This window comes from Pseudoalteromonas pernae (assembly GCF_039831865.1).
Classification (GTDB): Bacteria; Pseudomonadota; Gammaproteobacteria; order Enterobacterales; family Alteromonadaceae; genus Pseudoalteromonas; species Pseudoalteromonas pernae.
This window is the reverse complement of sequence record NZ_JBDODM010000008.1, coordinates 130,098-143,230: the sequence shown is the minus strand read 5'-3', so window position 1 is coordinate 143,230 and position 13,133 is coordinate 130,098. Positions and strand designations below refer to the sequence as shown.

Here is a 13,133-nt window from a genome sequence, read left to right as displayed (position 1 = left end):
ATGAGCGCTTACTACTTAGTTCGAATGAGGAAGTTATGCGAGCCGACATCGTTGCCGAAATGAAGGTGCAACCTAGCATTGATATTGACCATGAAATTGCACGCCGAGTGGCATTTATCAAACACACAGTGCAACAAGCACATTGCCATTCTTTGGTTTTAGGCATCAGCGGCGGTGTAGATTCCTCAACCTGCGGTCGTTTATGCCAACTGGCGATTGACGAACTCAACGCAGAGCATGACACCAATCAGTACCAATTTATTGCTGTGCGCTTACCTTATGGCGTGCAAGCTGATGAAGACGAAGCACAGTTAGCGCTGGAATTTATCAAACCTAGCCAACGTGTGACGGTGAATATTAAGCCTGCCAGCGACCACATGCATGAGCAAGTCCTTGCGGGGTTATCGCAAACAAACCTTAGCCTTCCGGCGCAAGCGCAAGTCGACTTCGTAAAAGGCAATGTCAAAGCACGCCAACGTATGATTGCGCAATATGAGCTTGCTGGTCTACACCAAGGCTTGGTTGTGGGCACCGACCATAGCGCAGAAAACATCACCGGGTTTTATACCAAATTTGGTGATGGTGCCTGCGATTTAGCGCCACTGTTTGGGTTATCAAAACGCCAAGTTCGCGCACTTGCAGAAGCGCTGGGAGCCCCGCAAAGCCTAGTTCACAAAACACCGACAGCGGATCTCGAATGTGACCGTCCGGGCTTAGCTGATGAAGATGCCTTGGGTCTGAGCTACGACCAAATTGACGACTTCTTAGAAGGCAAACCACTGAGCCAAGAAGTAGAAGATAAAATCATCGGTATTTACTTGCGCACCCAACACAAACGCAAGCCAATCCCGACCATTTACGATTAATCTCTATGGCACTGGCGCCCGCCAGTGCCAAATTAAACCTCCTCCCACACTGATCGCCAACGCTTTTGTGCTCGTAAACACTGCAATCATTCTGTCATTTGTTTATAGTTAGAGTTAATCACTCTTATTATTAGGAAGTTATGTCCTTTCCTATTTTGATAACAGGTGCAGGTCAACGCATTGGTTTGGCCCTAGCACAACATTTTATTCATCAAGGCCATGCGGTCATCATCACCTATCGTACTCGCCACCAAGCTGTTGATGAGCTTGAGGCGTCGGGGGCAACCTGTATTCAAGCTGATTTCAGCTGCGATGACAGCATCATGCGCTTCATCAAAGAATTACGCCATGCAACACCCAAGTTAAGGGCTATCATCCACAACGCCTCGAGCTGGGATTGCGAAAAAACCAATAAAGATTATGCCCAGCTGTTTGACGCTATGATGCGTATTCACGCCAAAGTACCTTATCTCATCAACCAGTATTGTGAAGACATGTTGAAAGTGGATGGTGAATTCACGGATGTAATTCATCTTACTGATTACGTGGTCGAGACAGGTAGTCCAAAACACCTTGCTTACGCCGCATCAAAAGCGGCATTGGACAATTTCACTAAATCTTTCGCGGCCAAGTGGGCACCGGATGTCAAAGTGAATGCCATTGCTCCTTCATTGATTATTTTTAACGAAGATGACGATGAGCAGTACAAGGAAAAGACCTTGCGCAAATCACTCATGGGCATTGAGCCTGGTTGCCAAGAGATCATCGCCGCCGTTGAGATGTTACTCAACAGCAACTACATTACCGGACGCAGCCTAGCTATCGACGGCGGCCGTCATTTAAAATAAACGAGAACACTATGCACGACGATTTGAAAAAAAGTTATCGAGAAATTATTTCCGCAGTAGGTGAAGACCCACAACGCGAAGGCCTACTAGACACCCCTAAACGCGCAGCAAAAGCTATGGAGTATCTCACAAAAGGTTATCGCCAAACGTTGGATGAAATCACCAACAACGCGGTATTCACTTCTGATGCAGATGATATGGTGCTAGTACAAGATATCGAGCTTTATTCCATGTGTGAACACCACTTGTTGCCGTTTGTTGGTAAAGCCCACATCGCCTATATCCCCAATGGCAAGGTATTAGGCCTATCTAAATTTGCCCGTATTGTTGATATGTACGCGCGTCGATTCCAAATTCAAGAGCAGTTAACGCATCAAATCGCACACGCGGTTGAAGAAGTGACTGGTGCAAAAGGTGTAGGCGTTATTGTCGAAGCTAAGCATATGTGCATGATGATGCGCGGTGTTGAAAAGCAAAATTCAAAAATGCGCACATCGGTCATGCTGGGTAACTTCCGCACTGATCCAAAAACACGTAATGAGTTTCTGCAACTGGTGAAAAACTAAGGCGCGCCGATGACTAACGCGATTATCAATGTTACGAACCTAAGGCTGCGCACCTTCATCGGCTTTAATCCTGAAGAGCGCGAGAAAAAGCAAGACGTAGTAATCAATATCGAGATTCACTACCCTGCTGACAGAGCGTGTGAGCAAGATGAAGTCAATGAAGCTCTCAACTACAAAACCGTCACTAAAGCGGTGATTAGCCTCGTCGAACAAGGGCAATTCTTACTGTTGGAAAAGTTGGTTGCGGAAATCTTGGCGCTATGTCACGTTCATGACAGTGTGCATTACGCTAAAGTCCGCGTTGATAAGCCCCATGCACTGCGCTTTGCCGATTCTGTGTCGCTGACTCTGGATTGGCACCGACCGCAATAGCCAGCGGGTAAAGAGACGCTCGCTAAGAGGCGCTAGTTAATAGCGCCTCAAGCCCTAACGTCATGACAATCACCGCACCATAACGCAGCCCTTTGCCGACTGTAACTAACAGCACAAATACACCAAATGGCACGCGAAATATCCCGCCAACAACCGTAAGAGGGTCGCCAATAATCGGCAACCAAGCAAACAACAAACTAAAGACACCATATCGGTTGAACTGCGCTTGGGCCTTGTCCATCGCTTGCTTTGAGACGGGAAACCATTTTCTATCCGCGAAACGTGTTACTTGCGTACCGAGGGCATAATTGACGCAACTACCAAGCACATTGCCCACCGTGGCACTGAACCAAAGCAACAGTAAAACATGCTCACCCGTTAGCAGCAGAGTACTGAGTAAAACTTCGGAAGAACCCGGCAGTAAGGTGGCAGAGATGAATGCACTCAACAACAAGCTCAAATAAGCCATCGCGCTTCATTCACCTCTTAGTAAGACATTTAAACTGGGCGTATTCTACAAGAATTTGAAGCTTAATGGATACGTGAACTCTTTACCTTCATACGCTTTAATCGATGCGACTATCACCATGATGAAAGAAAACAGCGCAACCACTGGCAGCAAAATTATACCTATCACAGCAAAGATGAGAATAAAGCTGACGATATAGGCGATGAGCATAGTTAATTGAAAGTTGATTGAATCGCGACCATGCCTGTCAACAATAGACATTTCATCTTTTTTCACTAACCAAACAACGAGTGGCCCAAGAATCGAACCAAAGGGTAGGATAAATCCAGCCAATGCCGATAAATGGCACAACATCGCCATGGTGTTTTCATCACTGCCTTTAGTGTTATTTTTGTTTTCGGGTAATACCGGCTCCATGCTCACTCCTGTGATTATTATTAATGTTATTTGTCATGTTGCGTGAACAATAAGTTCTCAGCGCACATTCAGTACAAATATATACCATACTCCGTGTAGTGTGAGCCTAGATATTTTTCAATTGTTTAAACCTGCCCATTAAGAAATCATTGTCAGTTACAAACTTGATGGTTGATGTGCATTTTTGCTGCAGCACACTCTAGGAGAAATATTTCTTAACCGTTACACTGCGGCGTCAAACTAGCAAAAAGGAGTACATGTGAACAACGAAGTCGTAAATATTCTCACTATGGCGAAGGTTATCCAAACCGCCGTGGCGCCCGTTTTTCTTATTACCGGTATAGCCGCAACGCTAGGCGTTCTATCAAGCCGACTAGCGCGAGTAACGGACCGAGCAAGAACACTTGAGCGCAAGCTAAAAATAAGCAGTGATGAAGAGTTTAACCGCTCATTGACGACGGAATTGAGAGCCTTACTTAAACGTGCGCGCTGTATTCACATAGCCTTTAGCCTGTGTGTTCTAAGTGCAACATTAGTCAGTGCAGTGGTCATGCTGCTCTTCGTTGCGAGCATTCAATCAGTGAATCTAGGCACCACAATTGCCTTGTGTTTTATGATAGCAATGCTGCTATTGATATTGGCGTTTATCTCGTTGTTAGCTGAGGTATTTTTAGCCACCCGCAGCATGAGAAGGGGCATGATTTTCGCGGATATCGACATCGGCGAATAACGCTATGTAAAGCTGTGCTAACAAGTGTTTAGCCCAGTTATTAGCGCATAACTCTTGTCATTGCGCAGCCCCTTAGGTAAAAAGGAACATCATTTATTATAAGGGGCAAAAGGAATGAAACTTCACGCAATTATCGCCGCAGCAGTATTGGCTGCAGGTTCAACATCAGCACTTGCAAACTCAGTTTTCGAAAAGCCAGAAGATGCCATTGACTACCGTCAATCTGCGTTCTCATTGATTCGTGTACAAATAGGCGACATGGGCGACATGTTAAAAGGTAAAGTACCTTTCGACGCTGAGCGTTTCCAACAACGTGCAAACAACGCAGCTGCACTGTCACAAATGCCATGGGAAGCATTCGTTACTGGTTCAGACAAAGGCGACACTGACGCACTTCCAGCAATCTGGGAAGACCGCGCAACCTTTGATGCAAAAGCAGATGCATTTGCTAAATATGCACAAGAACTTGCTGTTGCAGCACAAACAGGCGACAAAGAGCAAATCGTTCCAGCCTTCCAGAATTGGGCGAAAGGCTGTAAAGATTGCCACAAATCATTCAAAGATTAATCCACTATTGGGTTATAAAAAAACGGCGCCGATGGCGCCGTTTTTTATGCTTAAAGCAACATGATTAGCCGCGACGGCGACGTAACCATAATGCTGGAGCCATTAGCAAAGTTAACCAGCCCCAAGTACCTGAGCTTGTGCTCGTTTTCGCTGCTACTTGTGGTGCAGGTTGCTCTGCTGCTTCATCAAGCAGGTTTTGCACCTTCACAACAACGTTAGCTTCGTTTGAGATATTACCTGTTGAGTCTGTCGCTACAACTGTTAGCGTCACTTGCTCTAGACCAGCATCAAAATCCAACTGGTCAGCATTAGCAACAACCACGTCACCATTGTCAGTGACATCAATTGCTGTCGACGTTGAGCTCGTTACGATGAATTCTGAAATAGCGCCCGCTAGTGGTGCATTACGCATCGCTGCTAGAGTACCAATCACTGTGCCAGTTTCAGTGTTTTCCGCAACAGTGAACTCTGCATCCGCTAAGCTTGGTGCCACACTCATATCTGCACGAGGTGATGTAACAACCGCAGCAGAACCTGATGATGACAATACTGTGAAGTTTGCATCAGCAAATAGGAACTGTGCACTTTCACCTGGCGCTAGGCTTTCAACTGCGTCGCCTTGTTCGTCAACAAGCATAGCTACAACTTGTGCTGGAGCAAAATCATAACTACCTGTTACTGAGTCAACTGCATTAGCACCTGTGCTGTCATAGTAGCCTTCACCAACGCGGAAACGAACTGTTGCGTTTACAGTGCCGAGGTCTGACGCAGTTAGGCCATAGTCTTCGATACAGTTTTGTAACGTGACATAGTTAGTGCCGCTGTTGAAGAACAAGTCGTTCAAGCTATAAGTTGGAACAGTGTAAGTTACCGCGATCGGTGGTACACCTTGAGCAAAAGAACGGTAGCTTAGGGAATGAGCGCGTACGTCCCATTGACCATCGCTGTTCAAGTCAAACTCTGCTGCGAAGTTACCAATAAAGTTTGATGTAATAGGCTTATCAAGCACGATTGTGGTAAATACACCGTAGCCAGACTGACAGAAGTCTGTCGGTACCTGCAACGTTTCAACACCACCTGCAACAATGTCTAAACGCTCAGAGTCGCCCACTTCGTCTGTTGCTGTGTTTTCTAGAATCATCGGCTCGAAATCTGTCGCACCTTCGTTCTTCACGGTATAGATAACGCCATCAGCTGTTTTTTCAGCACCGAATACTGGCTTCGCAGCTGCGCGCGGAAGTACGTGATACACCAAGTGCAACGCTTCCTCACCACTTTCATTGAAGATAAGCGCACCGTCTAATTCAGACTTAGTTAAAAATGCTCCCGCTTCTGACTTCCAAGCATTGGTGTAATTGATTTTCCACTCAGGCAATTTTGTAGGGTCAACAGTTACGGTCACATCAAATTCAACTGTTTGACCTGCTGGGATGCTAACTGATGCAGGATATTCAGCGCTAATTGCACCTGATTCAGAATCATCAGCAAAGCGCTGCTGCCATGCAAGATCATAGGTTTTTGCAGAATTAGAGAAGTTCTTCACCTGCACCGTTTTGGTCATCGTTGTGGTTTCAGCAAGGCTGTGGAAGCCAAATGACAACGCAGCTTGGCGAGTGTCTTTTGCCCACGCAGCAACAGGCAGATTGGCCGCTTTTTCAACATCCACAAGACCCGAACCAATTAAGCTGATTGGTGCAAGCTCTGTCTCTGGGTCCACTGCACGTGGTGTCATGGTCACGTCAAGGTTAGCCGCATTCATGATGGTTGCTTTAAGCTCGTGTGCGTTACGCTCAGGCAATGCTTCTTTAAGAATACTCATCGCACCCGCTGTGATCGGGCCTGAGAAAGAAGTACCTGATGCGCCAGACTCGCCAGTACCCGTGCCAGGATGAGCAGTCATAATGTTCACACCCGGCGCAGTAATTTCTGGCTTAAGTAAACCACTTACTGATGGACCACGTGACGAAAAGCTCGCTACTGCGCCATCTGTGGTTACAGTATTCACGCTGACGCTAAAGCTCGCACCTTCTTTAAGCTGCATACCTACAGCATAGGTTGTACCTACAGATGGAATCGTTACGTTAGCATCAAAACCGCCCATTGGCGCAGGCGTGCCATCATCAGTATTGTTGGCAATAATCACAAACGCCGCACCGTTAGCCTGTGCCGCAAGTACTTTTTGCGTGAACGCACAGCCACCACGGTCAATGAGGACAGCTTTGCCAGTGAAGTCCACATCGTCTGCAAATGCAGTACACGCAGTCTGGTTTGCTTCTGGGTATACCAGCTCAATATCGTCGCTACTAAAACTAAAATCAGTAGCTCCAAAGTTTGCACCTTGGAAAATCGCCTCTTCACCAGCCACTGTGCCGGTAGCCACACTTGCCGTATTAGTTGGGTGTGTCATCGCCCCCACAGATAGTGCATTCTCTGACGTACTTGGTCCACCGACGATATATGGAATGTTGTTATCGTTACCAGCAGAGACAACCACGTTTGTGCCTAGCGTTACAGCGCGGTTAATAAATAGACCTACGGCATCTTGAGCAACATCACCAAAATCTCCACCGAGAGACATGTTAACAACGTCTACACGGTCTTCGATATCCAAATCGCCGTTTGGATCCATAGCTGCTTCAAGTGCCATGAGCTGTGCAATACCTGGACAACCACCCGCACACACTGAATACACGAACAAATCAACGTTCGGCGCTATACCCGTTACCGAGTGAGAAACATGGGTACCATGGTTGGTGCCATTGTCTATTGGGTCTGGGTCCATATTGTAGAAATCATAACCACCTTGAACTATGCCTTGTGGCCAAGTCACGGTTTCATCGGCAATAGCCGCTGCGTACGCTTCCGCAGTACCCTCACCACCAAACGCTGCGTGGGTGTAATCGATACCAGTATCAAGAACGGCTACACGCACACCTTCACCCGTAGCGATTTTATTTTCAACTAGCGGTGTCGCGTTGATGTAATTAGCGCTGTCTTCAACAGCAAGTTCGTAGTCGTAAACAGGGTAAATTGCTTTAACATCTTGGTGTTTTTCTAGCTGCTTTACTTGCGCTTCGTCACCGTCTACTACCAATGCGTTAGCGAGTTTAGAAGTACGAGTTAACACATTTAGACCTAAATCCATATTTTGCATGTCACTCATAACACGCTGTTGGATATTAGAAATTTCTGCACTTACAGATGCTTGGTTCGCTTTACTCACACCATAGAGATGTTGACCGTTTAGTTCTACTAACCAAGCAACTGCTTGTTTTTGTTGTTCTAATTGTGCAACTTGGCGCTCAACGATTGGCTTTTTCTGTGCATCAAATAATTTTGGTTGTGTTGTTAAGTTGGCGCTGGCTGCAGAGGCACTGACCAGCGCAGAAGAGATGCCTAGTGCGATTACACTTAGGCGCATTTTATTATTATTCATAGTTGGTTTCCTATTTATAGTTCCATTACGCTTTATCCAAGCGTCGAACAATATAACTAAAAATAGGTACGTTACAATCCAGTACATTTGTAAACTACCGGTTAATATCCGATGTAAGCGTTTACCTGAACAAAAAACGACTATGAAGCAATGACTTATTAAATTTGTAACAAATCTTTACAATTCTACGAAAAGAGTGCGACCAATGGCTCGTAACCCCACGTCATCATTAGCAATGTTAATGCAAACATGAACAATATAAATGCTGGCCAGCTCGCTTTCATTTGCACCTTGCCATTAACTTGTTGATTACGACCCGTGATCATAGCAGGTACCAGCTTTTTACCACGTAGTGCGTAAACAATAATCGCCAAAATATGCAGTGCTATTGCTATTAATAGCCAATCAAAGTTTTGATGGTGCAGTGATGATGCTATTTCTACCCACTCATAAGGCACATGTTGCACCAGCGGACCGTCGGTGAGGATGTCGTCTGTTGTCATCAAACCTGTCGCCAACTGAGTCGCAATCAAAACAAAAAACAATAACACCATATAGCCACCAGCGGCATTGTGCCCCGCTTTCATGCTCTGTGATCTAATCGCCTGCACGACCTCTTTGGGCCCATTTATTAGTGCTGAAAGGCGTGCGGTTTCACTGCCGAACATCCCCCAAAAAAGACGCGTAATAAGTAAAGCGCAAGTGACGTAGCCGATCACAAAATGCAGGTCCATAGCCCCTTCTTCAGCTGAGAAATACAAGCCAGCTAAACAGGCAACAAGTGCCCAATGAAAAAAACGAATAAATCCATCCCAAACTTTCATAACAGTTCCACTTCTTTTGCAATGATGTTGATTATGCCAAACTCTTCGAGCAGAGCGAACTTTACACGATTAGATTTGAAGATGACCAACGACAAAATACCAAGAAAAAAGAATAACCTGAACAAAGTGGCCTTTTTCAAAGGACAGCTGGATATGATGCCTCTCAATTTGGCGGTGTTGCCTTGGGGGATATTGTGTGGCTCTTTGGCAATGCAAAATGGCTTTAGCGCCTTCGAGGCGCAATTGATGTCGCTGCTCGTTTTTGCTGGTTCAGCACAACTTGTGGCGATAGAACTCATCGCTAGTGACACCTCGTTACTCACCATTGCTATCACCACATTCATCATCAGCTCTCGCCATTTCCTGTATGGCCTTGCTGTTCGACAAAAAGTCATAGCCCAACCTTTACGCTGGCGATTGCCGGTTAGTTTTGTGCTCACCGATGAGCTATTTGCTTTTTCTCATCACCCCAAAGCCTACCAAACTAAAGCTCGTCTTATTTATGCCCTTAGCGCGGGTTTTAGCTTCTATGTGTTTTGGAATATTTGGACATTAATAGGCATTGTAGCGGGCCAGCTGCTACCGGATTTAACCAACCTAGGGCTCGATTTCGCCATAGCGACAACCTTTATCGCTTTGGTCGTTCCTTCAATAAAAAATCGTGCCACGCTGGCATGTGTGATGGTCTCTGGTATCAGTGCTGCCGCACTAAAATCGTGGGGGTTTGATATGTGGCTAGTAGCGAGTGCTTTACTGGGCATGAGTTGTGGTTATCTTATGACTCGTGAGGTGAAACAATGATCACTACGCTGTTAGTCATGGCCGCCATTACATTCTCAAGTAGGTACTTATTTTTGCACCGCTCATTACCCTTTAGGGTTGGCCCTAAAATGCAGCGTTTTTTGAGCTTTAGTGCTCCTGCGGTGTTAACTGCGATTTGGGTGCCTATCGCATTGCTACCCGACGGCAAGTGGCAGATTAGTTACACTAATCCCTATTTGATAGCGGCGCTTGTAGCCATCGCCACCGCATATAAAACACAGAGCATTTACGCCACCACATTGGTTTCTATGGCGGTATTTTTTGCCTTACGTTAGCAAGAAACTAAAAAAGGGGCATGCGCCCCTTTTCTAATTAATCCGAAATGTCGTCAAAATCATCGTAGCCGAGATTTTTTCTGAGCTTTCGCTGCTCTAGATAATCATCAAGCTTTTTCTTTACTTTGCGTTTACGACGATCATTTTGATTGCGTCCAATCGCTTCGTATTCATCTTCAACAAAATCGTCTTCTACCGCATCATAGGAATATGTTTTACCCACAATACACTCCAAAAAAATCAAAACAGAGATCAATGGCAGCTACACTGCTCATTGAATAAAGGGCCTAGTGCCTTCGAGTGAATAAATAGCTGCTAATCCCAAAACTGAAAAGTGAGATTTTTTTATCGTATCGACAAGCATATTGAATTAACAATTTGGTCGATATGACACATCGTAGTTAACAACAATGAAATTACTTCTTTTTTACACCATTGCGTCGTAAAAAATCCGCTAAAAGTTAGTCAAATGCACCAACAAAAAGATCACCACCTTTGCTACAAATTTATAAACACATGAAATATATGGTTTTTATTTTCTGGCATCGAATTTGAATTGTGAAGTAAGTCACTCTTTCAACAGGTATTTAAAAAATGAAAACTACTTCACTTGCTATCATCTCAGCTATCGGTCTCTCTGGTGCGGCGTACGCTGGGGACACTAATTCCATTTCATTTGGCTCAGAACAATGCAACATTGAGTTTAAAAATGATGTACGTATTGACCCTCAGCGCATTGAAATTACCAATGAGCAAAATCAGCATTTAGTTTTTGAACACGGCGAGCTTAGTATTGATGGCAAATCAGTAGAGCTCAACGACCAACAGCAGCAGGCGTTGACTAATTATGCTGATAACGTGCGCACTTACATGCCTGAAGTGGCACAAATCGCGCTAGATGGCGTAAAAATCGCAGGCGTAGCTATCGAAGAAGTTGGCACAGCCTTTGGCATTCAAAGCAGCGATGCCTTGACTGAGCTAGTTGAGCAAATAGGTGTGAACATCGAGCACACTTTCTACCAAAACGGCGCATTTGTGATGGGCAAAAAAACGTTCGAGCAATTGGGTAACGATATTGAAAACCAGTTTGATGAAGACTTTGAACGTGCAATGGAACAAGCGGTACTGCAATCAATCGGCAGTGTATTTATCGCTTTAGGCTCAGAGCTAATCGGCTCGGGCGGCAATATGGACGAATTTGAGCAACGCATGGAACGTTTGGGTGAACAAGTTGAACAACGTGTAGAGTTACAAGCAGCGAATATTGAAAAACGCGCTGATGCTCTATGTGTATCTTTCACTGAACTTGCAGCACAAGAACAGCAACTAATCGGTATGGTTCCTGAGCTTAAGGACTACCAACTACTCAGTAACTAACTCAATACAAAATGATTGAGTCACCAACCATGACTCAATCTATTCTCCCTTTTTGCACTTGCAGGCAGAGCGTTCCCAAAAGCGCCACTGCCTTTTCTATTTTTTCACTCCACTCCACACCATAGCTTAAGCGCATACATTGGCGATATTTATCCGTGGCACTGAATATCGCTCCGGGCGTAATACTAATCCCGCAATCTAGTGCCTTATGGAATAGCGCTATCACATCATAATTTGATGGCAGTTGAATCCACAATACACATCCTCCTTGTGGATTAGTCATCCTCGTACCTTCAGGGAAGTGTCTTTGCACCAGCGCGCGCATGCGCTCTTTGTTTAGCGCCAAACGCTGGCGCATAACACGTAAATTTTTGTCGTAATCGCCACTGTTCATAAACTCGTACAAAGCCCATTGATTCATCAGTGAAGACGCGCAACTCATCGCTCGCTTGAGGCGGCGCGCCTGTGGCGCAAATTTACCTGCTATCATCCAACCTACACGGTAACTTGGGGCCGCCGTTTTTGACAACGAAGAGCAGGTGATCACATTGCCCATGGTCGAAAAGTACTGAGCTGGTTTGGCATCGTCTGCTTCATAGGCCAACTCACCGTAGACATCATCTTCAATCAATACCGCACCATGTTGCTCAACAACACGAACTAATTGTTGGCGCCGTGCGTTTGGCATTTTTGAGCCCAATGGATTGCTGATGCTAGTCGAAAAAATACACGCCTTTATTTCATGCTCTGAAAATGCTCGCTCTAAGTCTTCAAGACATAACCCCTCTTGCGGACACATTGGAATTTCGATGACTTTCAAGCCCAGACTTTCTAGCATTTCAATGATGCCGAAATAGCAGGGGGATTCTACCGCCACAATATCGCCCATTTGGGTAACGCATTGCACCGCAATGTGCAGTGCTTCTTGGGCGCCATTAGTGATAATAAGTTCGTCACCATTTACACCAATCGCAAAATCGAGATAGCGGTTAATTATTTGCTTCTTTAATGCGCTGAATCCGTCATGTGGCCCATAATTAATCGCTTTTTTGCCAGCCACGTTCATGACTCTGCGCATAGTGCGACTGAGCGCTTTGTCGGTCGAACTCACAGCCACGGGATTAGCAATCCCCAAAGGGACAACGCCTGATCGATGCAACCCTTCAAATACCTGTTCGATAAGTACTTGCTTGTTAACCTCGACAGGCTGGCGCGCGAGTGCGATACGGCCCAGTTGATTGCAAGGCGCGCTAGCCGAATTTAAGTAAAAGCCCGACTTTTCACGCGCACTGACCACGCCCTGGCGCTCTAGCTCTTGATAAGCTTGCTGAACAGTGGGAATGCTAATAGAAAGCTTATTCGCCATACTTCTGAGAGATGGTAATTTCTCGCCTGCGCTAAGGGTGCCATGGGCTTGCATGTCTTTAATTAAGTCGATGACTTGCTGGTATAAATAGACTGAGCCTTGTTTATTGACGATCCGTGACATAACAATCTGTATAGGTGCATTTTAACGTTTTCTGTTTATGTACAGTATACAGAATCAGCTTAAAATACCAGCTTT

The 13,133-nt window shown here is 45.5% G+C and carries 15 protein-coding genes; 9 read left to right on the top strand and 6 right to left on the bottom strand.

The window, feature by feature from the left end; translation table 11 throughout:
* The first annotated feature begins 35 nt into the window (after positions 1-35).
* From nadE to folX, 4 genes are all read left to right on the top strand, one after another.
* On the top strand, positions 36-866 hold the full coding sequence (gene nadE / locus V1358_RS16660; RefSeq protein ID WP_347391508.1) for an NAD(+) synthase: 831 nt from the start codon (positions 36-38) through the stop codon (positions 864-866).
* Positions 867-1,006: 140 nt separating this feature from the next.
* Positions 1,007-1,714, top strand: a complete 708-nt coding sequence (gene folM, locus V1358_RS16655) for a dihydromonapterin reductase (protein ID WP_347391507.1) — start codon at positions 1,007-1,009, stop codon at positions 1,712-1,714.
* An 11-nt stretch (positions 1,715-1,725) separates the two neighbouring features.
* Positions 1,726-2,280, top strand: a complete 555-nt coding sequence (gene folE, locus V1358_RS16650; protein ID WP_347391506.1) for a GTP cyclohydrolase I FolE — start codon at positions 1,726-1,728, stop codon at positions 2,278-2,280.
* 9 nt (positions 2,281-2,289) lie between these two features.
* A complete protein-coding gene (gene folX, locus V1358_RS16645) occupies positions 2,290-2,652 on the top strand; it encodes a dihydroneopterin triphosphate 2'-epimerase (RefSeq protein WP_347394261.1) in 363 nt (120 codons plus the stop codon).
* 22 nt (positions 2,653-2,674) lie between these two features.
* Here the strand turns inward: folX and V1358_RS16640 are convergent, their stop codons facing one another.
* A complete protein-coding gene (locus V1358_RS16640) occupies positions 2,675-3,121 on the bottom strand; it encodes a YqaA family protein (RefSeq protein WP_347394260.1) in 447 nt (148 codons plus the stop codon).
* Positions 3,122-3,166: 45 nt separating this feature from the next.
* Positions 3,167-3,538 carry a DUF4870 domain-containing protein gene (locus V1358_RS16635; protein WP_347391503.1) on the bottom strand — a complete coding sequence of 124 codons (372 nt, stop codon included), beginning with the start codon at positions 3,536-3,538 and terminating at the stop codon, positions 3,167-3,169.
* 259 nt (positions 3,539-3,797) lie between these two features.
* Between V1358_RS16635 and V1358_RS16630 the strand changes: the two genes are divergently transcribed.
* Positions 3,798-4,268 (top strand): DUF2721 domain-containing protein, encoded by a 471-nt coding sequence (locus tag V1358_RS16630; protein ID WP_347391502.1) that lies wholly within the window; start codon positions 3,798-3,800, stop codon positions 4,266-4,268.
* Positions 4,269-4,382: 114 nt separating this feature from the next.
* On the top strand, positions 4,383-4,835 hold the full coding sequence (locus V1358_RS16625) for a c-type cytochrome (protein ID WP_347391501.1): 453 nt from the start codon (positions 4,383-4,385) through the stop codon (positions 4,833-4,835).
* A gap of 64 nt (positions 4,836-4,899) precedes the next feature.
* On the opposite strand, the gene V1358_RS16620 is transcribed toward V1358_RS16625, so the two are convergent.
* Both V1358_RS16620 and V1358_RS16615 read right to left on the bottom strand, forming a co-directional pair.
* Positions 4,900-8,271, bottom strand: coding sequence for a S8 family serine peptidase (locus V1358_RS16620; protein ID WP_347394259.1), 3,372 nt, complete (start codon positions 8,269-8,271; stop codon positions 4,900-4,902).
* A 185-nt stretch (positions 8,272-8,456) separates the two neighbouring features.
* Positions 8,457-9,095, bottom strand: coding sequence for a cytochrome b/b6 domain-containing protein (locus V1358_RS16615; protein ID WP_347394258.1), 639 nt, complete (start codon positions 9,093-9,095; stop codon positions 8,457-8,459).
* Positions 9,096-9,248: 153 nt separating this feature from the next.
* On the opposite strand from V1358_RS16615, the gene V1358_RS16610 reads away from it, so the two are divergent.
* Positions 9,249-9,896: an AzlC family ABC transporter permease gene (locus tag V1358_RS16610; protein WP_347391498.1), complete on the top strand. Its 648-nt coding sequence runs from the start codon at positions 9,249-9,251 to the stop codon at positions 9,894-9,896.
* Positions 9,893-10,192, top strand: coding sequence for an AzlD domain-containing protein (locus tag V1358_RS16605; RefSeq protein WP_347394257.1), 300 nt, complete (start codon positions 9,893-9,895; stop codon positions 10,190-10,192). The genes V1358_RS16610 and V1358_RS16605 overlap by 4 nt, the downstream gene beginning before the upstream one ends.
* 37 nt (positions 10,193-10,229) lie before the next feature.
* On the opposite strand, the gene V1358_RS16600 is transcribed toward V1358_RS16605, so the two are convergent.
* Positions 10,230-10,415 (bottom strand): PA3496 family putative envelope integrity protein, encoded by a 186-nt coding sequence (locus tag V1358_RS16600; RefSeq protein WP_347391496.1) that lies wholly within the window; start codon positions 10,413-10,415, stop codon positions 10,230-10,232.
* A 371-nt stretch (positions 10,416-10,786) separates the two neighbouring features.
* On the opposite strand from V1358_RS16600, the gene V1358_RS16595 reads away from it, so the two are divergent.
* Entirely contained in the window at positions 10,787-11,569 is a 783-nt protein-coding gene (locus V1358_RS16595) for a YggN family protein (protein WP_347394256.1), read from the top strand.
* A 34-nt stretch (positions 11,570-11,603) separates the two neighbouring features.
* Here V1358_RS16595 and V1358_RS16590 read toward each other — a convergent pair whose 3' ends face one another.
* Positions 11,604-13,058: an aminotransferase-like domain-containing protein gene (locus V1358_RS16590; RefSeq protein ID WP_347394255.1), complete on the bottom strand. Its 1,455-nt coding sequence runs from the start codon at positions 13,056-13,058 to the stop codon at positions 11,604-11,606.
* Positions 13,059-13,133 lie beyond the last annotated feature (75 nt).

Excerpts from the sequence above, each read along its gene's own strand:
- nadE (WP_347391508.1), top strand. The coding sequence starts at position 36 with ATGCGAGCCGACATCGTTGCCGAAATGAAGGTGCAACCTAGCATTGAT.
- folM (WP_347391507.1), top strand. The coding sequence starts at position 1,007 with ATGTCCTTTCCTATTTTGATAACAGGTGCAGGTCAACGCATTGGTTTG.
- folE (WP_347391506.1), top strand. The coding sequence starts at position 1,726 with ATGCACGACGATTTGAAAAAAAGTTATCGAGAAATTATTTCCGCAGTA.
- folX (WP_347394261.1), top strand. The coding sequence starts at position 2,290 with ATGACTAACGCGATTATCAATGTTACGAACCTAAGGCTGCGCACCTTC.
- V1358_RS16640 (WP_347394260.1), bottom strand. The coding sequence starts at position 3,121 with ATGGCTTATTTGAGCTTGTTGTTGAGTGCATTCATCTCTGCCACCTTA.
- V1358_RS16635 (WP_347391503.1), bottom strand. The coding sequence starts at position 3,538 with ATGGAGCCGGTATTACCCGAAAACAAAAATAACACTAAAGGCAGTGAT.
- V1358_RS16625 (WP_347391501.1), top strand. The coding sequence starts at position 4,383 with ATGAAACTTCACGCAATTATCGCCGCAGCAGTATTGGCTGCAGGTTCA.
- V1358_RS16620 (WP_347394259.1), bottom strand. The coding sequence starts at position 8,271 with ATGAATAATAATAAAATGCGCCTAAGTGTAATCGCACTAGGCATCTCT.
- V1358_RS16615 (WP_347394258.1), bottom strand. The coding sequence starts at position 9,095 with ATGAAAGTTTGGGATGGATTTATTCGTTTTTTTCATTGGGCACTTGTT.
- V1358_RS16610 (WP_347391498.1), top strand. The coding sequence starts at position 9,249 with ATGATGCCTCTCAATTTGGCGGTGTTGCCTTGGGGGATATTGTGTGGC.
- V1358_RS16605 (WP_347394257.1), top strand. The coding sequence starts at position 9,893 with ATGATCACTACGCTGTTAGTCATGGCCGCCATTACATTCTCAAGTAGG.
- V1358_RS16595 (WP_347394256.1), top strand. The coding sequence starts at position 10,787 with ATGAAAACTACTTCACTTGCTATCATCTCAGCTATCGGTCTCTCTGGT.
- V1358_RS16590 (WP_347394255.1), bottom strand. The coding sequence starts at position 13,058 with ATGTCACGGATCGTCAATAAACAAGGCTCAGTCTATTTATACCAGCAA.